Genomic DNA, 22,010 nt, shown 5'->3' on the forward strand with positions numbered 1-22,010 from the left:
TTCAATAAAGGGTAATGAATGTAAGAGAAGATAAAGAAAGGAGTTTACATTCATGAATATCTTAATAGCAGGCGCGAATGGAACGACTGGTAAGAAAATCATCGAAGAACTATCAAAAACCCAACAAGATACGGTATATGGAATGATCCGGAAAGAAGAACAAGCACAAGGGATAAAAGACCTTGGCGGACAGCCCATCCTCGCTGATTTAGAGGAAAGTGTGGATAAAGCGGTGGATAACATGGACGCCATCGTATTTGCTGCTGGTTCAGGTCCGAAGACAGGACCTGATAAGACCACGGCTGTGGATAAGAACGGAGCAATCAAACTGATTGATGCCGCTAAGAAAAAAGGCGTCGGGCGCTTTGTCATGTTAAGCTCCGTCGGTTCCGATCAGCCCCAACAAGGCCCCGAAGGAATGCAACACTATCTCGAAGCCAAGCATGATGCGGATGAACATTTAAAGGAGAGCGGTCTCACTTATACCATCGTCCGTCCCGTCGCATTGACCAATGACCAAGCGGTTGGGAAAATTAAGGCAGATGCAAAAGTCGACCATGTCGATACTTCCATACCACGAGCGGATGTCGCTAAAGTATTGGCCCAAGTCATCTCCGAAAAAAACACCTTCAATAAAACGTTCGAAATTCATAGTGGTGACCAACCGATCAAGGAAGCCTTGAAAACCCTATAAGAATGATGAAAAAAAGGGGGACACTTCAAATGTGTCTCCCTTTTTCCATAAGAAAACCCTAGGGAGATTTTAGTCTTCCTAGGGTTTCATTCATATTATTTATCTGTTTGTTTTTGCTTTTTTTTCAAATACTCCGCACGCAGATTTTCAATATGCTGCTTTTTATCAAATTTGGCAGTCGTCTGCTTTTCCTGATATCTTGTCACAGCTGCCTGGCCTTTGTAATCCAATTGATATTTTCCCACTATGTTCACCTACTTTTCCTGTCTTTAAAGAGAATCTATTCAATAAATATATCATACCTTATTTTTGTGAAGTAAACCTTATTACTTTATTTGTGTCCTGCTAACCTTCCATATATACGGTTCGTGCACACACGTAATACTAACATAGCAAGGGACTTTATGCTTTAATCGACAAAAGACGACGAATCCACATAAGCATTTCATTATCATTTTAGAATGCTCGCTTCTACGTGTTTATTGGATAAGTCTTTTATCCTGACATAAAAAGACGCCTCCCAACGTATCGTTACATACGTCAAGAAGCGCCAGATATAAACGTTGATATCGAATTAACTAAACGCTAACGATCACTGACCGTCAACCAACCATTAACAGTTCTCCGGCGTACCTTTTTCGGTAGCCGTCCTGAAGGAAGATCCACAACCGCATGACGCGATGGCATTAGGATTTTCAATCGTAAATCCTCCACCCATCATCGTTTGTTTATAATCGATGACCGTTCCATTCAATATGCTGGCATCCTCTTTGTCCACAAGGATATGGATCCCAAATTGTTCCAACTTCTCATCCTTCTCGCCAGGTTCCTGTTCCAACCCCATGCCATAGGATAATCCACTGCAGCCTCCGCCTTTTACAGCCACTCTTAAAAACGATCCCTCTTCTTCGTTTTGCTTCATCATTTCTTTTATCTGAAAAGCAGCTGCTTCCGTAATCTGAACAACTTCACTCATTATAAACCGCTCCCTCTCCTAAAGATGTGAGATAGAATCTTTCTTTACTTATAGTATATACCAAAGAAATTCCCCTGCTCAATTTTCCAGCTTGAAAAAAATTAAATGTTCCAGATCATTATCCCCCCACATTTCATGAAAAAACTAGATTAAATCGTGATTTATGGGTATAATTACCTGTGTAATTAGTCTTATAAGATTTTATGAAGGAGGTAATCTCTATCGAAGAATTACAGCCTCTATATGATAAAAGTATAGAATGTCTTCATTGTAAACAAACATCAACCACTAAGAAAATACGTTCACGCTTTATTAAAGTATCCCGTTATGACACTGATTTTTGTCCTATATATGAAAACCCGGACGCTAACGTCCTTTACTATTATATTCACGTTTGTCGACACTGCGGTTTTTCCTATTCTGAAGATTTCTCACGATATTTCCCACCTACCACAAAAGAAGTCATCGAAGAGAAAATCTGTTCTAAATGGAATCCCCATCATTTCAGTGATGTACGTTCCGTTGAAGATGCAATCAAAACCTATAAACTGGCCAGTTATTGCGGTTCCTTGAAAAAGGAGAAACATATCATCCTGGCCGGTATTCATTTACGGATTGCCTGGCTGTATAGATTTCAAAATAAACAGGAGCAGGAAAATAGGTTCCTACGACTTGCTCTTCAGGAATATGAAGCATCTTATTCATCAGGGGACTTCAGCGGCACGCAAGTATCGGAAGTCAGGATTTTATACCTTGCCGGCGATATATCCAAAAGAATCGGAAATACACAGGCAGCCATTAAATTTCTTTCCATGGTACTTGAAAGGCAAAAACACGCCAGGGAATCGTCCATTATCCAAATGGCCAGAGACCGGTGGCATGAAATCAAGGAAGAATCGGAAATGGGTGGTATCGCGGCAAATGCCTGAGGAAATGTATCCTCCACCAAAAAGGAGGCGGCCCAACATGTTATTCGGCTGCCTCCTTTTTATTTATGTCGATTAAAACATTTGATATTCATCAATAAATTTATATATATTTTTCACAAGTTCATCCGTTGTATCCCCAGAAACTACTTCGCCATTAACAAGGGCATACAAAGAACTGGAACATTTCCCACAATATCCTAGGCAACCATATTCAATAATATCTAAATTAGGATCCTTCTCTAATCTTTCGAAAGCTTCCTGTGCCCCACTGGCCAGATTGCTTACACAGAACTCAATGATTGGATACATCGTTTCACCTCGCTGTCATTAACAGTTTATCCTAAACCTTTTCACATTAACAGTCAATAAATACGCACAAAAATACGCCGTTTTTAAGATATCGGTTGTGATTTACAGTTATATTCGTTATACTTTTGTCGGGGTATGTAAACAAGAAATCATATAATATTTTTATTATTCTACAAATTAGGCATATATTTATTCACATAATTCCATAGGATACAAATGGGGAATCCTATAGTAGGATAATTTATTTTCACAAGTGAAATACTTAACATTATTTCTAGAGATCAAACAAAGGGGAAAAAACATATGAAGAATTTAGTCATACTTGGTGGTGGGTATGGTGGTATGCGCATGTTACAAAGATTGCTGCCTAATCAGCTTCCTGAAAACGTGAGCATCACACTAATCGACCGCAATCCTTATCACTGCTTAAAAACCGAATATTATGCACTAGCAGCAGGTACTATTCCTGATCAGCACATCCGTGTTGCATTTCCAGAACACCCTCGCTTAAAGAACGTATACGGAGAAGTACTTTCCATTGATATGGAGAACAAACAAGTCATTATCGAGAACCAAGAGCCCGTTGCTTACGACGATTTAGTTATCGGCCTTGGATGTGAAGATAAATATCACAATATTCCTGGTGCTGATACACACACATATAGCATCCAAACCATCGATAAATCACGTCGCACTTATTCAGCTTTGAATAATTTGGGCGCTGGTGCAACCGTATCAATCGTTGGCGGAGGCCTTAGCGGTGTCGAGTTAGCCAGTGAATTAATTGAAAGTCGTTCTGATTTGAACGTAAAGCTTTTCGACCGTGGACCACATATTCTATCTGCTTTCCCAGAAAGACTAAGTACGTTTGTCGAATCATGGTTTGATAAACATACCATCGAAATCGTTCATCATTCTAATATCACTAAAGTTGAACCTAACCTGCTTTATAATGGGGATGAAGCGGTTCATAGTGATGTTATTGTCTGGACAGCCGGCATACAACCAAGCAAGATCATTCGTGACATGGATATCGAAAAAGACCGTCAAGGAAGAGCCGTTCTTACACCACAGCATTTCCTTCCTACCAATGACAGCATTTTTGTAGTCGGCGACTGCGCTAGTTTGCCACATGCACCGAGTGCTCAATTAGCGGAATCTCAAGCCGAACAGATTGTTCAAGTTCTCTTGAAAAAATGGGCCAATGAACCACTTCCTGAAAGTTTCCCTCCCGTAAAATTAAAAGGGACATTAGGTTCTCTTGGGAAGAAACAAGGTTTTGGACTTGTCGCTAACCGTCCTATCACAGGAAGAGTGGCACGCCTAATGAAATCCGGGATACTTTGGATGTATAAATACCATAACGGTTAATCTAAAATTTCATGAACCTATTCTTGAACTGACTCAAAAAGCTGCTATAAAGCTTCCTCCTGGGTCAGTTTTTTCATTTCCCTTTATATCCGTAGTTCTCCATTAATTCCACAACTTTTTTCAGGTGAACGTTCCCTTCGGCCACAATCTCATCTTCAATGAGGACAAGTGGATAAAATAAATCTTCTTCGACCATCTTCGCCGCCATGTTTTTTTGCCTATCAACATCAGGCGGATTCAACATATCAATATAAGTAATGGAAAATGGTTGCTCTGGAAACTTTCGTGTCAATGCGGCTTGAAGCCATTCATATGTATCTTTCGAAGAGGGAAGATTAACACAACTCGCACATATTTGCGTCGCCCCATATACCTCTATTTCAATTTTTTTCTTTATCATCTGTTACCTCCACCATGTATTTTCTCTGTGATTTTTGGAATCTTATCCCTATTAATGACAGATTCGAAAAGAATAGATTTAATTTCCGCAAAGTTACAGTTGGATTTTTTACTATGTTCGCATTATAATATGATTAGGAAAGGAGTCGATTGCAATGTCTGACCAACAAATGGAAACACAAGTTCAAGATGTTCTAGATAAACTTCGTCCGTTTCTACTTCGTGATGGCGGTGACTGTGAACTAGTTGACGTAGAAGATGGAATTGTAAAATTACGATTACTAGGAGCATGCGGAAGCTGCCCAAGTTCGACCATTACTCTAAAAGCTGGGATTGAGCGCGCACTTCTTGAAGAAGTTCCCGGGGTAGTGGAAGTTGAGCAAGTTTTCTAATTAGCCTTTAATAACGGGTTGAGCATTCAACCATATTAGATACAACACATACAGACTAAATATATTTAGTCTGCTATAGAAATAAAGCTGACTCCGCTTTATCAGTCCTATCAATCCTTGATTGATACGGCTTAAAGGGAATCAGCTTTTTTACTGTTGCAATGAACATCTATGATTTATTAAAGCTCCATTCCTTCTTCTCTTCCTCTGATAGGATCGCCGTCTGGCTTCCATCATTGTCGACCCTCAGCTCTTTCACCTGAAAGTCAGGAAATGCTTCCTTCAAACTTCTTAGCAGTTGTGCTGTTTTTTCGCCAGACACTAGGCTGAGGACGGTCGGACCTGCTCCACTTAGAGCGGCACCATAGCCGCCTTCCCGACGTACAATTTCTTCGATTTCCGCTAAATGCGGCACTAAGCCAGCGCGATAGGGTTGATGAAACCGATCTTTCTGCATCATTTGACCGACAAGATCCCAGTTATTCGTCAAGATTCCCGCAAGTAGCACATTAGCTGCCGCACTTCCGCTTATTGCTTCTTTATACGGAAGTGTTTCGGGAAGGACATTCCTTGAATCCTCCGTAAGCAATTCAAAGTTAGGGATCACGGCAATGACGTTTACCCCTTCTATCGGAAATGAAAGAACATCCGTTTTTTCATCCGTATGCATACCGACGACCAACCCACCATGAACAGAGGCCCCTGCATTGTCCGGGTGTCCCTCAAAAGTAGAGGCATGTCTGTTTTTTTCCTCAGCGGATAAGTTCAGTTTAGCGACTAGATTCGCTAATTCAATCCCGGCTACGATGGCTGAAGCACTGCTTCCAAGTCCCCTGGCAAGCGGGATTTCACTAGAAACGGAAATCCGGCACGGTGACAGGTCTTTCCCATAATATGCCGCCGTTTTCTTTGCGATTTGAATGATGTAATTCGTGTCATCTTTCGGGAAAACGGACATTTCCTCAGAAAGCGGAATGACTTCCCAATGATTCGATAGGGATCCGTGTATCTCCAAGTACAATCCAAGGGCAAGACCGATTGAATCGAACCCGGGCCCAAGATTAGCCGTACTTGCTGGCACACGGATCAAAAACATCTCCGATTCCGCACTCATGCCTGGTTCACACCTTGTAAATGTTCTAAAATGATTTTTTCATCCATTGGTAGTAATGTCGGATGAATCGTGCTTGTATCGACAGCCACGTTCGGATCCTTCAATCCATTTCCAGTAAGGACAGCCACAACTTTGCTTCCTTTTTTGATTTCGCCGCTTTTTAATTGTTTATACACGCCGGCAATGGAAGCACATGATGCCGGTTCAGCAAATACGCCTTCCTTTTTAGCCAGGAAGTGATAGGCTTCAAGGATTTCCTCATCCGTTACCTCATCAATTTTACCATTTGATTCACTTGCCGCTTCCACAGCAAACTTCCAGCTGGCAGGATTACCAATTCGTATCGCGGTTGCGATCGTTTCAGGGTTTTCAATGACCGCATCACGGACAATCGCTGCTGCCCCTTCGGCTTCGAACCCTCTCATTTCAGGTAGCCCTGTCTGTTTTCCTTCATTGTACTCCTTAAACCCTTTCCAGTACGCGGTGATATTCCCCGCATTCCCGACTGGCAATGCCAAAATATCAGGCGCAGATCCAAGCGCATCACAAATTTCGAACGCAGCCGTCTTCTGACCTTCAATCCGATATGGGTTAACTGAGTTTACTAGAGTGATAGGTGAATGTTCGCTAAGGGACCGGACGATCTTTAAAGCTTGGTCGAAATTGCCTTCAATCGAAATGATCTCTGCTCCATACATAACCGCTTGAGCCAATTTACCCATGGCAATCTTTCCTTCTGGAATGACAACAATGCAACGGATATTGGCACGCGCCGCATAAGCAGCAGCCGCAGCTGATGTATTCCCCGTGGATGCACAGATGATCGTATCACTTCCAGCCTCGATCGCTTTGGCAACGGCCATGACCATTCCACGGTCCTTAAATGATCCCGTTGGATTGGCTCCTTCGTATTTTACATGGAGCTCAATTCCCCACTCTTCTGATAAACGGTCCAATTTAATCAAAGGTGTATTTCCTTCTAAAAGGGATAATGCCGGTGTATCTTCATTTACAGGTAAAAATTCTCTATATTCGCTAATTAGTCCTTGCCAACTCATTTGTTGTCCTCTCCTTCTACACGGTATGTGCTTTTCACTTCTTTTACCATATTGTAATCATTCAATTCGTATTTAATTTGATCGAAAGCCGCCATTGGGGCTTTATGGGTAACCAATACAATTTCCGAGGACTCTTTTTCATCCAGCGGCAATTGTAGGATCTTATCGAAACCGACCCCATGCTCCGCGAATAAATTCGTGATCCTAGCTAGGACACCCACTTCATCCTGTACATGGAGTCGAATGAAGAACTTAGCCAGAATCTCCGTATGATCTTTTAATTGTTTCGGGTATTGAGGAGAAACGGCACTTCTCCCGTTCACGCCCAATCTCATATTCTTGATGACCGTTACCATATCCGAAACGACAGCCGTTGCTGTTGGCAGGCTACCTGCCCCAGGGCCGTAAAACATCGTTTCCCCCACTGCTTCACCATAAACGTACACTGCATTATACTCATTGTTTACAGAAGCTAGTGGATGTTCCTCCGGAAGCAAAGTCGGCTGCACGCTAACTTCGACCCTATCCCCCGTTCTAGTCGCTACGCCAATCAGCTTCATGGTATAGCCAAGCTTTTGGCTGTATCTCAGATCCTCTTCGGTTATTTCTGTGATCCCCTGCACTTCGACATCATGCAAGCCGATATTCATGGAAAAACCGAGAGTCGATAGGATGGCCATTTTCCGTGCGGCATCCAGTCCACCTACATCCGCGGTCGGATCGGACTCGGCAAAACCCAGTTCCTGAGCTTCTTTCAGCACGTCTTCATAAGCCCTTCCTTCTTTGCTCATCTTCGTTAGGATGAAATTTGTCGTTCCATTAACGATCCCCATCATTTTTGTGATCCGGTCCGAGGATAACCCATCAACTAAACCGCGCAATATCGGGATGCCCCCGGCCACGCTTGCTTCATAGAATAAATCACATTGGTTTTCCGTGGCTAACTCCAAAAGTTCCGGACCATACAGGGCCATCAGGTCCTTATTGGCCGTTACGATATTTTTTTTATTTTTCAAGGCTTTGATTAAGTATTCACGCGTTTCTTCAATTCCGCCCATCACTTCAATAACTAAATCGATTTCAGGGTTTGAAAGAATATCCTCCGGATTGGAAGTTAGCATACTGTTATCCACCGATACGAGTCGTTCCTTTGACGTATCTTTGACCAGTATCTTCTTAATGGTGATTGAGCAACCTACTTGGTGCATGAGCTTGTCTTGATGTCTCTCAATGATTTGTACGACTCCGGACCCGACAGTGCCCAGCCCCAATAATCCGATCGAGATGGCTTTCATTTTGGTTCCCCCTTAAAGTATCTGTTTTCCCCAAGAAAACATTTGTATTTGTATAGTAGACATTATATGTTTTATTCGTTCAATTATCAATAGTTAGAATATACAGTTTTCAATTCTTTTTCGAAGTCCTTGCTAGGTATGACAGGAAAAACCGACGTTTAAGGGCGAACCTCGTATTTATTTCACAGAGTTCAACGAATCATACGTCCCCATGATTATGTGCGGATTCTTCTCGGGATCCATCCACTTCAGCAAGCTAAGGACATTCTTCTCGGAAGTAGCTGTACAACCCGCTGTTGGCTTGTTTTCCCCTCTCCATATATGAAGGAAGATTGCACTGCCCTTTCCCTTGATGATCGGATTCCTATTATAATTGATGACGGCTCCATATTTATAAAGTTCATGGTTCATCCTTTCGAAAGATTTCCATTTCTCATACGGATTCTTTCCTTTATACGTGACCCACTTGTTATAGTCGTTGGACGCCGGATCATCGATCCAATAATCATACTTGGTTGTTTTCCGGTAATCCATCTTCACTTTATCTGGCTTGGATGTGCTTCCAAAGGCCGTTCCGAAAGAATACATCCCGACAGGTGCTTTCCCGTCGCCCTCTTTCTTATTCTTCGTGAATCCATTCTTCCCGGTAACGCCCTTCATATCGCCTAAGGCTCGCCGCCATTCACCCTTCTTCTTCTCATAGGTTCGGATTGTCACCTTCATCCCACCCATGGTTTTGCCTGTGGCGGCTACGAGTTGGCTGATATCTTTCCGCTTATCCAATTTCTTGAGGATGGTCTTCTCGCCTGAGCTAAATACTTCCCTGGCATTTTTCATGGCAATAAAACCAGTATGGTTGGAATGGCAAACCTTATACCAATTACCCGTCTTCCCAATGACCGATAACTCTTTATTTTTCCGATATGTCTCTACTGTTTTACTGTCCGTCGATGCCGACTCTTTCAAATCCGTTGTCGTTTTAAGTACAATTTTGAACTGCGTCGCATCACAGCTGGTTTTGATTGTTGTCTTGGCAGAAACCGCAGCTGGAAAAACGAATAGGACAATCAATAAAGCCAGCATTGTACGTTTCATTGCATGCATCCTTTCTCCACTTGAACAAGTTTCGAAACCACTTATCGAACTATTCTAAAAAATCATATTATTATCATAACATAGTAAATGAGGTGGTATCATATTTCTTCCAGTTTTTTTTAAATCCAATCAATCTTCGGAAGGTTAAAATGGTTAACTGGAATTTCGGCCAAATCGTAAAACTGCTTGAGAAACGTCTCATACTTCTCCGATGTATTCGTGATGGAGGACAGCTTATCTTCCAATTCATTCGATCTTGCTTCTGATACTTTTGAGAAATACTCTTCAACTGCCTCAAAGTAATGAATGGGAAACAGCATTCTTGAATACAGTAAGCGTGCCGAGAAACTGGAGAATGGTTCAATGCCTTGATATTCACGAAAAAAGGTGTTGATGCCCCGTTGATGCGTATGCACATTTTGAAAATAATGCTCCCTCACCCATTCCGCGGCATCCCGTGTCCCATGGTCAAATACCCAATCAAACGGATTCTTCATCCACTTATTGTTCTTCCAGGTATCATTTAAAAACCGCTCATAACACACCGTACCGCTGTCTATAGGTTGTGGTGTATCATCGATTTCCGTGTCGACTAAATATTGAATCGCATTCTCACCTAGTACCATATAATAGGGAAAGGTTTCTACAAACATTTTTTCGAATGGGTTATCCGGATGGGCTTTTAATTTGTCCCTCCAAATGTTCTCCAGCTGATCGATTCTTTGCTCCCAAAGTTCTTTCCATTGGCCAATCCGTGAACAGGATCGAATCGTCTCCGTTATGGCTCTTCCACGTTGGTGGAACCTTGCTATGTGACGTCCCGGATTGAAATTTTTCGGCCCTTCCAAGTCCTCATTGGCAAGGAGGATAAATAATTGGTCCTCCGCTTCCGAAACAAAACTGCCGTGATTGGCAAGGACGAACGCTGAAACATGACGATCTCCTAGGGCAATCATGTGCTCAGCCATTCTATGGCGCTCTGCCAATTCCTCTTGTTCCCTGTCTTCTAATGGAACGATGCTGTAAATGCAAGGCCCGGAACGAAAGCTAGGAAACCGGCTATTGGCTTCCTCCCGCTCCACCTCGATTCCGTAATTATTAAAAATGATTTCTTCTATCATAGCGTTTTCCTCCCTTATCAAATGGATACAAACAAATTGGGCATCATATACTTATATATATGAGGAATACGCTCTTTTCTGAATAACTATCGATACCGAAAATTCACGCATGAAAAATTTATCCTATAACTATGGAGATTGGATGATGAAATGACTAATATAAAACAATCAATGTCTGAACAAACAGCTCGAAAATGGCTTGGTGAACGAGGAGTGAAAGTGGAGGATATCGCAGAGCTGGTCATGTATCTACAATCAAGCTACCATGAAGACTTGCAAATGGCAGACTGCCTCCACAATGTTGAACGGGTCATTTCGAAACGCGAAGTGCAGAATGCGATCCTTACCGGCATCCAACTGGATATGTTAGCCGAAAAAAAACTGCTTGAAGAACCCCTTCAAAGCATCATTGAGATCGATGAAGGACTATATGGCGTGGATGAAATATTGGCTTTATCCATAGTCAATGTATACGGGTCGATTGGCTTCACCAATTATGGATTTATCGACAAGCAAAAACCGGGTATCCTAAAATATTTAAACGATAAAAGCACCGGCAAGGTCCATACCTTCTTGGATGATATCGTCGGTGCCATAGCCGCTGCTGCATCCAGCCGGCTCGCACACCGGGTCGAAAACGTGGAATGACGCCATAATGGAAAGCGGGGAGCACGTAGGTTAAAACAAAAAAGATCCAGGTCTGCATCTGCAAACCTGGATCCTTTTTTACTCAAACTGCCATAAATCGAGGGTATCCACCACATAAGTCGGTTGTTTTTCGTATTCCTTTAACCGTTCCTTTGTCGTGACGCCCGTATGTACAAGTAAGGTATCAATCCCTGCATTAAGCCCTGCCAAAATATCCGTATCGTAATTATCGCCGACCATGATTGTCTGTTCTTTAGGCACGCCTAATACCCTAAGGGCCTGCTCAACGATGACAGATTCCGGTTTACCGATGAAAATCGGCTGAACTTGCGTAGAAACGGAAACGACAGAAGTCAACGCCCCGTTCCCTGGTAAAAGACCCTGTTCGGTAGGAATGGCGATGTCGCCATTCGTCGAAATGAAAACGGCTCCATTTCTGACAGCAAGGCATGCTTTAGATAACTTTTCATAATTCACGCCACGATCAATGCCCATGACCAGGAAATCAGGATGTTCATCAACAAGTTTCATACCCTTTTCTCTCAACGCCTCGATAATGCCTTCTTCACCCACGACATAGACGGACGCATTTTCCTTTTGTTCAGCAATGTAGTTTGCCGTCGCCATGCTTGTCGTGAATACCTGGGCATCGTCAGTCGCAATTCCGATACTGCGCAGCTTTTGGGCCACTTGCTCAGGTGTCCTGGATGAATTATTGGTCACGAATAAATAAGGGATGTCCCTTTTTCTTAACTCATTTATAAAACCGGCCGCTTCCGCTATTTGCTCGGTGCCACGGTACATTGTGCCATCTAAGTCAATTAAATATCCTTTATACGCCTTCATGCACATTCCCCCTATTTAACCAAATTAGTTTTTGAATGCTGAAACTGGGCCCAATTCGTTTAATAAATAGTTCCTTATTAACTCAGGGAATTGCTTGAATGCTTCAATGTTTTCCTTGAAAACGGTTAGGAGCACTGTATGATCCACTTCAATGAAGTCCTGAACGAGCATCTTTCTTAATGGCAATGCCTTTTTAAATTGTAAGGAAATCGGTTCGGTAATGACCTTTTCGTCTAGCAGGATATCGACAATATCTTCATAGCTACCTGGGTCACGCATAATGAAACCATCGATCATGGCATTCCCCGCATCCAAAACGGAATCAATGGAGGTTTGAATGATCCTCTCGACACTATGTTCCATAAGTTTCCCGTTCCAGCTTTCCTGTCCTTCAAAAAGCTCCAATTGTTTTTCCAGATACTCTAAAATCCGTCCGATTTTTTGTCGGTCTACAAAGTACATACTCCCAGATCCTTTCTGATTCTTAAGATGATATAGAAATTTTATCTACAGTTGAAGGTCTAGCGTAGTAATACCCCTGCGCCAAATCAACCCTATTCCTTGATAATACCATAGCTTCTCCTATACTCTCAATTCCTTCTGCCACGACAACGGATCCTGTCTCCTTGGCAATCAGTAAAAGTCCTTTTAACATCGATTCTTTCACGGTATTATGATCGATATTCTCGATGACCGATCGATCGATTTTTATGATCTCCGGCATGATTTCTATGATCGCGTAGAGACTTGAGTATCCTACTCCCGTATCATCCACCGCTAGACGGAACCCCAATTCACGTAACCCTCTAATGCTTTCAATGAATTCTTCTATATTTAGAATCGGGTCTCTTTCGGTAATTTCCATGACGATCTGATTAGCATGCACACCTTTGTATTTCTTGAGCATATCCTTTACTTCATTTACGAACCGGGGATCACTGAGCGTTACCGGGGTGAAATTGATAAACACATTCTGGGGGGACTCATTCTCGGAAATCTGTCTGAAGGACTTTTCCAAAACGATTTTCTCCAAATCATATAACCGCCCCGTCTGCCTAGCCACTGCGAAAAGCGCCAATGGGTTCTCGAGCTCCGTACCACGCGGGCCACGGGTCAGCACTTCATATGCCTTGATTTGATTGGTCGCCACATCAAAAATGGGTTGTGCCAGTAAGTTAATATTCCCATTCTCGATAATTTGATTAATCGATTCCCGCATTTCATTCATCGGTGATTCAGCTTCTGCCATGGTGACCGCTTGCCTATGCGCTTTATCAAGGGCTCCCTCAATCGAATAATGCTTATGCTCCACGAACATGTATCCTGTGTTTAAAGTGACCGGTTGTTCAGGGTTAACACTAAGCAACCTTTCTTTCACTTCCCTGGAAATGGAACGGATTAATTCATCCATATAGATCAATGATTCCGACGACCCTTTTATGTTCATTAGGAGAGTAATGCCGTCTGAATAATAGTCATGTATCGTCAATAGGTTTTCTTCCCGTACTTGATCTATTACAACCTTTTTAAATGCCTGTTTCAAACTGGTAATGAACTGGGGAAGTTCTTCGTGCTGGCCCTTTTCTTTAAGTTCGAGTAATTCTTTTACGTTAAAAACTATGACTGCCACTTCATAATCATGGGAAATAGCCGCTTCCACCGCCCGAACCACTGGCTTTCTTAGGGCGAACTGTGGCGGGTAGAACCGAAGTTTGGCTGATGAGGAAAATACCTTGAACCACTTTCCTAGTAATATATACCCTTTACCCTTTAACGATGTCATAGAATCTTCCTCTATTCCGGGTTATTTTTCCTATATTCTAACATAAATAGGGATTTTTTTAGCTTAAAACAGAAAAATTTTGTCGTTTTATCAGAAACTTCATACTAAATACTCATTTCTTGAAGAAACGGCAACTTGGCAGGCGACAAAAATGTCTGTTTCCCTATGGCAGCCGTTTTGTTATGATGATGGTACTACCAATTGCAGGCAAAGGGGAAAGGTGTGATACTGTGGAAGATCGTTTTTATTTATACAATGATTTAGTTGATACGAAAACCAGGTTCATTAGTTTTATGGGAGAGGAATCCAGATATGATTTTGCCATTACGATGACCGACCGTTTTTATGGAAAAAAACTTGTGCTGAATATGCAGAGCAATCGTTTTGCCATTATCGGGCCGGATGATTTGGAAGAGGAAGGCTATCTTGAACATGCATTTTCACTGACAGAAGCGGAAGCGGAGGAACTTACCCACTTTTTAATGGAAATCATCTAAGTGCGCCGTTTTTTCTTAAAAGAGGGTAACCTACTGAATGTATGGAGTACATGAGGAGGGATTGCCTTGGATAAAAAAGAGGAAACATACCACGATTTTTCAACCGTGCAAAAACAACAGGACTTTCTAATTCCAGAAGAGTTTCCAGAGGGACCGTTCGGATCGCCCATTAATCAGGATGCTCCCGTTGAGAATAAAACCACGCCGTGGCTAGAAGGACAACGTTATCAGAGTGCATTCAATTATGAAAATAAATCGCTTCATGAAAACCTACAGCGGAAGTATCCCGGTGCTCATCCAACCCATGATGACCCGGAAAAACATATTCAACCTCCATATAAAGGGTACGGAAACTCATGATCGAGAGAAATGAAAAAGGCCAGAATCCATTCTGGCTCTTTTTACTTTTTAATTTTCTTTACGACGAAATACGGGCAACCAAAATTACAGTATTCATATAGATATTCACTGAGCGTGCTAATTTTCGTGTCAAAGGTGGCTTTCTGATTAGTGTCGTCGAAAAAACCGCGGAGTCTCAATTGACCGTAACCCCAATCCCCGACAATATAATCATACTTCGTTAATATCTCACTGTATCTTGCTTTAAATGCTTCTTCATTATAGCCTTCTCTTTCGTCTTCAATGATTTCATACGTCAGGTTATTGATGTTGATCATACGTTTCACCTCTTTAAAATGCATTCCTTCTTTAAATTATAACTGATTCCCCATTAATTACTAAGCGAAAAATCAAGAAATATGTTCACCCTATTAGACAAGGGGGTGTTTCCGTTGAAAAAAATGATCCTAACGGTAGGTTTAAGCTCAATTATTGCTCTAACGGGCTGCTCGGGCAATCAAGATCAAAGCAACGGTTTGATGAATAATGACAGGGGTGCAGGTGACCCACAAAATGTAAATAACCCGTCGAAGTATTATGACGAGGATAATCGTAATCAAGACACCAATCGTGACGATTTCGGCTTTACCCGTACGAATAAAACGACCGTTGATGGAAGAAACATCGACAATAAAACGGCCTCCATCGATCGCGAACAGCTAGCTGATATGATTTCAACACTAAGCGTTCAGCTACCAAATGTCAATGACGTCGCTACACTCGTCACGGATGAGGAAGTACTAGTCGTTTATGATACGGATTCAAAAAACCGGACTGAAACGGCTGACCAGGTGAAACGTACTGCCATGGGCGTCGTACCCCGTTACTATCATGTATATGTAAGTGACGACCAAACACACGCACAGGATATCGAGAATTTCGCCACACTGGGTTCTGGCAGTCAAGGAATGGATTATACAATTGAACAAACCATCAAAAATATGCTCAAGTCCCCTCAAGGCTACAAGATGAGTAATGTAGAAAATGAAAATGGCGAAATGATGAATGACAAAAGAGATCGTCATGATAACATTCGTCAAAAGACCATGGATTAACTAGCATGAACCTAAGAAAGGACCGAATAAGAATCGGTCCTTTCCTTTTTATTTCAGTAACTCTTCACCTTTACTATGTTTATGCTTGGCCGCAGCATTCACCTGTTCATCTGCATGGTAGGAAGAACGGACGAGCGGACCGGATTCACAATGGCTGAACCCCTTTTCCAATGCCCTTTCCTTTAATTCCGCAAACTCTTCCGGTGTATAGTATTTCAACACCCTTAAATGCTTTTTCGTCGGTTGTAAATATTGGCCGATCGTCATGATATCCACATGATGTGCTCTAAGGTCATCCATGGTTTCAAGGATTTCTTCACGCGTCTCCCCTAGCCCTACCATTAAACTGGATTTTGTCGGTATTTCCGGCTGTAATTCTTTTGCCCTTTTTAATAGCTCCAATGATCGCTCATATTTCGCTTTAGCCCGTACTTTATCGGAAAGGCTTCTTACCGTCTCGATATTATGGTTCAGGATATCAGGCTTAGCATCCATCAACATCTTAATATTGTCGTATTCGCCACCCATGTCAGAAGGTAGGACTTCAATGGATGTAAACGGATTCTTACGCCGGATCGCCCGGACTGTTTCAGCAAAAACAGCGGCGCCCCCATCCTTTAAATCATCACGGGCCACGGCCGTAATCACCACATGCTTTAGATTCATTAACACGACGGAATCCGCTACACGTTCAGGTTCGGCCCAATCCAATTCATTGGGAAGGCCTGTCTGGACTGCACAAAACCGGCAAGCCCTCGTGCAAATTTCACCTAAAATCATGAATGTGGCTGTCCGTCTAACCGCCCAGCATTCATGTATATTCGGACATTTTGCCTCTTCACAAACGGTATGAAGATTTTTTTCCCTCATCATATTTTTCAGACCCATATAATTTTCATTTGTATTTAATTTAATTTTCAGCCAGTCTGGTTTACGAAGAATTTCTTTATTAGTAGTAGACAAGAAAGTCACTCCATTCTGAGAAATTATGACACCCTACTTTAACAATAATAACGCAAATATACAAGTTATAGGAGGTTTACCATTATTTATTTTTCATGTTTAAAGCTAAATCAGTAAAACTATAGAAGTAGCAGAAAGAAAAGCATTTAGCTCGATGTCCAGCTACACGAAAGGATGAATACGAATTGTCTACGAAAGGAGCTGCCTCTTTGAAAAAGGGATTACTTTTCTTCATCGCCTGTTTGTTTTGTTTGAATACCCATATTCCATCAGTATCGGCAGCCGAAACCCCGGATCCCTATCAAGGGAGGATGGAACTATATAAAAACATGGAGGCCACCTTGCAGATTCCTTGGTATTACCTTGCAGGAGCCGACCAATACGAACATAGCCTGCGACTTTCCCGGAACGATTTGGAACCGGCCAAGGGCCTGATAGGGATCCACATGGAGCCTTCGAGGTGGAGAGGGGCCCTCAATCCTAACCTCACCGACTCAAACCCGCTTTCCATCTCTTTCTTCGATGGATTGGGGCAGGATGGCAACGGGGACGGAAAAGCGGAACTGGAAAACGACACCGACCGTTTATATGCCTTTGCCAAGCATCTCCTGTATTACGGCACAGATGAAGATAATATCCGGATTGGACTATTTGATTATTATAAAAGGGACAAGACAGTCAGCATCATCATTGGCCACGCCCATATCTATAAAAAGTATGGCAGGCTAGATTTACAGGAAAAAGCCTTCCCTGTACCCGTACGGACTCATTATACGTATTTAAATACATGGGGGAGTGCTCGAGGATGGGGAGGCCGAAGGATTCATGAAGGAACGGATATATTCGCGGACTATAGCCTTCCCGTCCGTTCTACGTGTTATGGGATCATTGAAATGAAGGGGTGGAATAAATATGGAGGGTGGCGGATTGGCATACGTGACCTAAACAATACGTACCATTACTTCGCCCATTTAAGCGGTTTTTCTGAAGGTTTGAAGGTGGGACAAATCGTCGAGCCTGGTCAGGTCATCGGCGGTGTGGGCAGTACGGGTTACGGACCGCCCGGGACATCCGGAAAATTCCCGCCTCATCTCCATTATGGGATGTATAAAGATAATGGAATCACCGAGTGGAGTTTTGATCCCTATCCTTATTTGAAAATGTGGGAACGAAAGGATTTAGCAAAAAAAACAAGATGAGCGGCGTTGGGTTCCTTCGCTGCTTTTTGTTATATAACGAACATAAACCCCCGAACTTTATGCATAAGTATTAGTAAAGGGGGCTAAAGTGTGTTTCGAAAAAGATTCCGCCCAAAAAAGTTCCGCAAAAAAGGACCTCTTCCTACCAGAAAGGTTTTTCTTTATTCATTCATCCTTTTTATCCTATCAAGCATCCTGACGCTTCGTTACGTTGATAAGGAAATTGAACCGGTCATCATGAAAGTGGCAGAAAATGAAATCAAGCGGATTGCAACCGAGACCATTCACGAAGCTGTTGATGACAATATCTCTAAAGTCGATATGGAAAAGATCATCGTCACCAACAAAAATGACGATGCCAACCCCTCCTACAGCTTTAACCCTGGGATCTATAATGAATTACGTTCCAACATCACAAAGGACATTCAAAATAATCTCGGAATTAAAAAGGGAAATCCCTTCAACAAAAAGGAACCAGCCAAACTTAATGATGAACAATATAAAACGGTGGTGTATTATGTCCCCTTAGGGGTGGTAACCGGAAATAGCCTTCTTTCCAATTATGGACCCAAGATTCCCGTGAAAATGTCCGTCATCGGGAATGTCCAGTCGGATTTAAAAACCAAACTCACAAACGCCGGCATCAATAATGTGTATTACGAAATGGCCGTCGATTTCAATGTCAATATCCAGATTGTCATCCCCTCATTCACAAAAGAAACCAAAGTCAGCCAGGAAGTGAAGGTTGGCAGCATTTTGATGCAGGGGGATGTCCCAAGTTATTATAGCAACGGAAGCGGCACGGTCGCTCCTGCCATCATGAAGGACGAGAAGGAAGATAAGAAGTAAAAAACAGCTTGCCCTTTATAAGGTTAAGCTGTTTTCTTGTATATTCAGGCACTCCTTTATCAGCAAATGGAGGTCTGTCCGTAAATCCACCTCATATGGATGCACTACTTTATGGTTAGGTTCCTCAAGGATACGTACAACGGGTCGATCCCCTATTCCCTCGTTTTGGGAAGAGACGATTCCTTTTCTCCCATCATTCAGTTCCACAGTTAATCCGTTAGGATAAATGGCCACCGCCCGGCGAAAAGCCTCGATTATCTGTTTGTCGAACTTTTTCCCTGCACCTGCATATAAGATTTCCAAGCCCTCATGGGGAAGCATCGCCTTGCGGTAAACGCGATTAGATGTAACCGCATCGAATACATCGGCGACCGCAATGATTTTACCGTAATAATGAATTTCGTCCCCCCTGACCCCACGGGGATATCCAGACCCATCCAGCCTTTCATGGTGTTGATAGGCGCAATTCGCGACGATGAGTGAAACCGTATATACGTTTTTAATTAAATGAAATCCATACTCGGGATGCTTTTGAATTTGCTCAAACTCTTCCTCGGTTAGCTTACCCGGCTTTCTCAAGATATCCACTGGTACAAGCATCTTGCCGACATCGTGTAGAATGGCGCCCAGCCCAAGAATTTCTAACTGTTTTTTTTCTAGCTTCAATTCCATACCTAAAGCAAGTGTGTATAGCGTCACATTAAAGGAATGAGTAAAAATATAATCATCATATGTATAGACGTCAGCCAGTAAAGTCAGCAATTCGTTGCTGTTTTTCAACTCTTCCATGATACTTCGTACGAGATGGGTGAATTTCAACGCGGCCTTCTCGATGGTAAATGCACTATTCACCTTGACGCCATTTTTGATTTCCAGAAAAGTGGCTTCTATCGTTTGAAGGGCCTCTCGCCTTAGTTCCCCAGAAATCGGTGGCTTTGGCATGATGTCATCCGTTCTAGAATCTTGAATATAAACAAAGGGAATATTAAGGGCAACCAATCGATTGATCATTTTTTGTGTCAATGTTAGCCCCTCGCTCAAAAGGATGGTGCCCTGCTCATTATAGATGTTCATACCGAGCCGCTCTCCCGGATTAAGCGACGCTGTAATGGATAGCCTCATACTAATACTCCGTTTCAGATTCAAAATTTTAAATAGTTCCTTATAGGAAATATCGGCTATATTTGTGGAAATTCAACCTGAAACCTATTTATTTTTTTCAATTAAAAATAAGGCCCCCTCTATTTAAAGGAAAGCCTTTATGGTTAAATCATTTTCATTAATGCCTTCCTTCCAATCATTCCCCGGTAAATGCCCTTTTCTTCCGCCTCCCACGTAACGGTTTCGAGAGGTGCATCCAGTAACTCTTCTATCGTTTTAACGCCTATAGCCCTTCCTGCAAGGATTTTCCGGTCCTTTAACGTTTCATTCAAAAGACCGACGTCTAATGCTCCGCACATGATATATCCCTTTTCGGATGCTACGGCAAGCAGATTGGTTTTGGGCAGTTGGACGGAGATGGCTAAGAATGTTTTGCTATCGATCATTATTGGCATCATGTTAATCAATTGGTTTCGCCCCCTCTTTCTCATATATTATGAAAAAGAGGGGGAAACCGTGATATATACCTAGTTGTCGGGATACATTTTTTTCAACTTCCATAAAAGGATATCACGTAAAAATTCCGGCATTAAGTACTCCTTTTGTTTGGAGCGCTGGATGCTTGGGAAGAAGTGCCCGAACGTAAACATATCTGGTAGGGCCAGTTTATAGGTTTGATCCGGTTGAATCTTTGTACCTTTCACGCTGATTTCTTTAACGATTCCGTTTTTCGTCCGTTTAAATTCTATTTGATCATAGTGCATGACTCCCATGATCTTTCCTCGGAATCCGAAGCCCTTCACCTGGATATGGGGCCACTCCTCATTTCGGGAAAGCATGAGGATTTCCTTCAATTCCCGGCCATTCACTTCAACGATGCACGGATTGATCGGATGGGGACAGATCTGGTGAATATCCCCTTTGGAGACGGGACCTTGTGGCAAGCCTTCCAATAACAGCCCAGCATTCACAAAGGAACAGTCCGCTTCGCTCCACTCTCGTAACGCTTCACCTAGAATCTTCGTAAGCGGCGACACTTTAAACCAATCATTCTCCAAAGGTTCAGGTAAGGATAGGACAACTTGTTTGAGAGCATCCCTCCCGACTTGGTTCATCTCTTCAATCCAGCTCCGCTCGCCCTCCAATTCGGGAAGGTCGTTGGTATCGTAGAGCATGGCCGTCTTCTTGATTACTTCTTTTTTGTCATTAAGAGTCAATTCCACTTGACCAATATAAAACCCATATTTTCCCGCACCACAAAGTAATGCTTGGTTGACGAGTTTTCCTTGATGAAGAATATGATGGGTGTGAGCACCAAGAATGATATCTATTTCCGGAAAGTCTTCTGCCATTCTTTCGTCATCATGTATGCCCAGATGAGAAAGAACGATCACTACATCTGCCATTTCCTTGATCTTTTCTATCTGTTTTTGTAATTCCGCAAATGGATCGGCAATATGCCAATCCAATGCACGATAAAACTTTTGGAAAAAGGCGGTCAGCCCGATCATGCCAAGCTTTGTACCTTTTTTCGTGGTATGTATCCAGTAAGGAAGCGCCCATTGGGGCCTAGTATCGTTCAGGTAATAGATATTCGCTGCCAATACCTTGAAATGAGCTTTATTATACAAAGTATCCAACGCTTCATGAGGCAATGTAATGCCTTCGTTATTGCCGATTGTTACATATTGATAACCCGCTTCGTTCAGAAGGTCAATATTCCCCTTACCCATCGTACCTTCTGAGAATGGGTGCCAGCGGTCGACATGGTCTCCTATATCTAGTATGACCGCTTCCTCTCCCGTTTCTTGATGAAGTTGTCTTCTTTCTTTAAGAAACTTATCAATACGAGGCCAATTTTCAAAATGACTGTGAAAATCATTGGTGTGATATAGATGTATGATTTCTGACATCATT

The 22,010-nt window shown here is 42.4% G+C and carries 27 protein-coding genes; 10 read left to right on the top strand and 17 right to left on the bottom strand.

What is annotated here, in order from left to right; all coding sequences use genetic code 11:
* The first annotated feature begins 52 nt into the window (after window positions 1-52).
* Window positions 53-694, top strand: coding sequence for an SDR family oxidoreductase (locus tag ACQKL0_RS00650; RefSeq protein WP_427685693.1), 642 nt, complete (start codon window positions 53-55; stop codon window positions 692-694).
* Between the two features lie 95 nt (window positions 695-789).
* On the opposite strand, the gene ACQKL0_RS00655 is transcribed toward ACQKL0_RS00650, so the two are convergent.
* Entirely contained in the window at window positions 790-939 is a 150-nt protein-coding gene (locus ACQKL0_RS00655) for a hypothetical protein (protein ID WP_402871020.1), read from the bottom strand.
* A 368-nt stretch (window positions 940-1,307) separates the two neighbouring features.
* Complete coding sequence (locus ACQKL0_RS00660; protein WP_402871018.1) at window positions 1,308-1,670, bottom strand: HesB/IscA family protein; 363 nt, start codon at window positions 1,668-1,670, stop codon at window positions 1,308-1,310.
* 203 nt (window positions 1,671-1,873) lie between these two features.
* Between ACQKL0_RS00660 and ACQKL0_RS00665 the strand changes: the two genes are divergently transcribed.
* Window positions 1,874-2,599: a DUF2225 domain-containing protein gene (locus tag ACQKL0_RS00665; RefSeq protein ID WP_427685695.1), complete on the top strand. Its 726-nt coding sequence runs from the start codon at window positions 1,874-1,876 to the stop codon at window positions 2,597-2,599.
* A gap of 72 nt (window positions 2,600-2,671) precedes the next feature.
* On the opposite strand, the gene ACQKL0_RS00670 is transcribed toward ACQKL0_RS00665, so the two are convergent.
* The gene (locus ACQKL0_RS00670) at window positions 2,672-2,908 is read right to left on the bottom strand and encodes a YuzB family protein (RefSeq protein ID WP_402871015.1); all 237 of its coding nucleotides are present in this window, start codon (window positions 2,906-2,908) and stop codon (window positions 2,672-2,674) included.
* 303 nt (window positions 2,909-3,211) lie between these two features.
* On the opposite strand from ACQKL0_RS00670, the gene ACQKL0_RS00675 reads away from it, so the two are divergent.
* Window positions 3,212-4,279 (top strand): NAD(P)/FAD-dependent oxidoreductase, encoded by a 1,068-nt coding sequence (locus tag ACQKL0_RS00675; RefSeq protein WP_402871012.1) that lies wholly within the window; start codon window positions 3,212-3,214, stop codon window positions 4,277-4,279.
* A gap of 73 nt (window positions 4,280-4,352) precedes the next feature.
* Here ACQKL0_RS00675 and ACQKL0_RS00680 read toward each other — a convergent pair whose 3' ends face one another.
* On the bottom strand, window positions 4,353-4,679 hold the full coding sequence (locus ACQKL0_RS00680) for a YuzD family protein (protein WP_402871009.1): 327 nt from the start codon (window positions 4,677-4,679) through the stop codon (window positions 4,353-4,355).
* Between the two features lie 154 nt (window positions 4,680-4,833).
* Here ACQKL0_RS00680 and ACQKL0_RS00685 point away from each other — a divergent pair, with 154 nt between their 5' ends.
* Window positions 4,834-5,070 (top strand): NifU family protein, encoded by a 237-nt coding sequence (locus ACQKL0_RS00685; protein ID WP_402871006.1) that lies wholly within the window; start codon window positions 4,834-4,836, stop codon window positions 5,068-5,070.
* Window positions 5,071-5,239: 169 nt separating this feature from the next.
* On the opposite strand, the gene thrB is transcribed toward ACQKL0_RS00685, so the two are convergent.
* From thrB to yutH, 5 genes are all read right to left on the bottom strand, one after another.
* The gene (gene thrB / locus ACQKL0_RS00690) at window positions 5,240-6,184 is read right to left on the bottom strand and encodes a homoserine kinase (RefSeq protein ID WP_402871003.1); all 945 of its coding nucleotides are present in this window, start codon (window positions 6,182-6,184) and stop codon (window positions 5,240-5,242) included.
* On the bottom strand, window positions 6,181-7,242 hold the full coding sequence (gene thrC, locus ACQKL0_RS00695; RefSeq protein ID WP_402871001.1) for a threonine synthase: 1,062 nt from the start codon (window positions 7,240-7,242) through the stop codon (window positions 6,181-6,183). The genes thrB and thrC overlap by 4 nt, the downstream gene beginning before the upstream one ends.
* Window positions 7,239-8,537, bottom strand: coding sequence for a homoserine dehydrogenase (locus ACQKL0_RS00700; protein ID WP_402871000.1), 1,299 nt, complete (start codon window positions 8,535-8,537; stop codon window positions 7,239-7,241). The genes thrC and ACQKL0_RS00700 overlap by 4 nt, the downstream gene beginning before the upstream one ends.
* Before the next feature lie 177 nt (window positions 8,538-8,714).
* Window positions 8,715-9,632, bottom strand: coding sequence for an SH3 domain-containing protein (locus tag ACQKL0_RS00705; RefSeq protein ID WP_403125180.1), 918 nt, complete (start codon window positions 9,630-9,632; stop codon window positions 8,715-8,717).
* A 119-nt stretch (window positions 9,633-9,751) separates the two neighbouring features.
* A complete protein-coding gene (yutH, locus tag ACQKL0_RS00710; RefSeq protein WP_427685698.1) occupies window positions 9,752-10,753 on the bottom strand; it encodes a spore coat putative kinase YutH in 1,002 nt (333 codons plus the stop codon).
* 150 nt (window positions 10,754-10,903) lie between these two features.
* On the opposite strand from yutH, the gene ACQKL0_RS00715 reads away from it, so the two are divergent.
* Window positions 10,904-11,401, top strand: coding sequence for a phosphatidylglycerophosphatase A family protein (locus tag ACQKL0_RS00715; protein ID WP_402870991.1), 498 nt, complete (start codon window positions 10,904-10,906; stop codon window positions 11,399-11,401).
* A 78-nt stretch (window positions 11,402-11,479) separates the two neighbouring features.
* Here ACQKL0_RS00715 and ACQKL0_RS00720 read toward each other — a convergent pair whose 3' ends face one another.
* Genes ACQKL0_RS00720 through ACQKL0_RS00730 form a run of 3 tightly spaced genes read right to left on the bottom strand, consistent with a single transcriptional unit; the run spans window position 11,480 to window position 14,030 of the window.
* The gene (locus ACQKL0_RS00720) at window positions 11,480-12,247 is read right to left on the bottom strand and encodes a TIGR01457 family HAD-type hydrolase (RefSeq protein ID WP_427685700.1); all 768 of its coding nucleotides are present in this window, start codon (window positions 12,245-12,247) and stop codon (window positions 11,480-11,482) included.
* Between the two features lie 24 nt (window positions 12,248-12,271).
* Complete coding sequence (locus tag ACQKL0_RS00725; RefSeq protein WP_402870987.1) at window positions 12,272-12,709, bottom strand: DUF86 domain-containing protein; 438 nt, start codon at window positions 12,707-12,709, stop codon at window positions 12,272-12,274.
* A gap of 22 nt (window positions 12,710-12,731) precedes the next feature.
* Window positions 12,732-14,030: an EAL domain-containing protein gene (locus ACQKL0_RS00730; RefSeq protein WP_427685702.1), complete on the bottom strand. Its 1,299-nt coding sequence runs from the start codon at window positions 14,028-14,030 to the stop codon at window positions 12,732-12,734.
* A gap of 230 nt (window positions 14,031-14,260) precedes the next feature.
* On the opposite strand from ACQKL0_RS00730, the gene ACQKL0_RS00735 reads away from it, so the two are divergent.
* Complete coding sequence (locus tag ACQKL0_RS00735) at window positions 14,261-14,527, top strand: DUF3055 domain-containing protein (protein ID WP_402871339.1); 267 nt, start codon at window positions 14,261-14,263, stop codon at window positions 14,525-14,527.
* A 66-nt stretch (window positions 14,528-14,593) separates the two neighbouring features.
* Window positions 14,594-14,887 carry a cytosolic protein gene (locus ACQKL0_RS00740; protein ID WP_402870984.1) on the top strand — a complete coding sequence of 98 codons (294 nt, stop codon included), beginning with the start codon at window positions 14,594-14,596 and terminating at the stop codon, window positions 14,885-14,887.
* A gap of 41 nt (window positions 14,888-14,928) precedes the next feature.
* On the opposite strand, the gene ACQKL0_RS00745 is transcribed toward ACQKL0_RS00740, so the two are convergent.
* Window positions 14,929-15,204: a YutD family protein gene (locus tag ACQKL0_RS00745; RefSeq protein ID WP_230159383.1), complete on the bottom strand. Its 276-nt coding sequence runs from the start codon at window positions 15,202-15,204 to the stop codon at window positions 14,929-14,931.
* Window positions 15,205-15,327: 123 nt separating this feature from the next.
* Between ACQKL0_RS00745 and ACQKL0_RS00750 the strand changes: the two genes are divergently transcribed.
* On the top strand, window positions 15,328-15,981 hold the full coding sequence (locus ACQKL0_RS00750; protein ID WP_402871337.1) for a YhcN/YlaJ family sporulation lipoprotein: 654 nt from the start codon (window positions 15,328-15,330) through the stop codon (window positions 15,979-15,981).
* Window positions 15,982-16,029: 48 nt separating this feature from the next.
* On the opposite strand, the gene lipA is transcribed toward ACQKL0_RS00750, so the two are convergent.
* Window positions 16,030-16,944 (bottom strand): lipoyl synthase, encoded by a 915-nt coding sequence (gene lipA / locus ACQKL0_RS00755; protein ID WP_402870983.1) that lies wholly within the window; start codon window positions 16,942-16,944, stop codon window positions 16,030-16,032.
* Between the two features lie 233 nt (window positions 16,945-17,177).
* Between lipA and ACQKL0_RS00760 the strand changes: the two genes are divergently transcribed.
* On the top strand, window positions 17,178-18,143 hold the full coding sequence (locus ACQKL0_RS00760; RefSeq protein WP_402955114.1) for a M23 family metallopeptidase: 966 nt from the start codon (window positions 17,178-17,180) through the stop codon (window positions 18,141-18,143).
* A 90-nt stretch (window positions 18,144-18,233) separates the two neighbouring features.
* Entirely contained in the window at window positions 18,234-18,992 is a 759-nt protein-coding gene (gene yunB / locus ACQKL0_RS00765) for a sporulation protein YunB (protein WP_402954355.1), read from the top strand.
* 15 nt (window positions 18,993-19,007) lie between these two features.
* Here the strand turns inward: yunB and ACQKL0_RS00770 are convergent, their stop codons facing one another.
* The 3 genes from ACQKL0_RS00770 to ACQKL0_RS00780 form a co-directional block, all read right to left on the bottom strand.
* Window positions 19,008-20,114 carry an HD-GYP domain-containing protein gene (locus ACQKL0_RS00770; RefSeq protein ID WP_427685704.1) on the bottom strand — a complete coding sequence of 369 codons (1,107 nt, stop codon included), beginning with the start codon at window positions 20,112-20,114 and terminating at the stop codon, window positions 19,008-19,010.
* Window positions 20,115-20,257: 143 nt separating this feature from the next.
* Entirely contained in the window at window positions 20,258-20,560 is a 303-nt protein-coding gene (locus tag ACQKL0_RS00775; protein ID WP_402870974.1) for a YunC family protein, read from the bottom strand.
* A 60-nt stretch (window positions 20,561-20,620) separates the two neighbouring features.
* Entirely contained in the window at window positions 20,621-22,006 is a 1,386-nt protein-coding gene (locus ACQKL0_RS00780) for a bifunctional metallophosphatase/5'-nucleotidase (RefSeq protein WP_427685706.1), read from the bottom strand.
* Between the last annotated feature and the right edge of the window lie 4 nt (window positions 22,007-22,010).

The sequence above is a fragment of the Peribacillus sp. NPDC097264 genome (assembly GCF_050277925.1).
Lineage (GTDB): Bacteria > Bacillota > Bacilli > Bacillales > DSM-1321 > Peribacillus.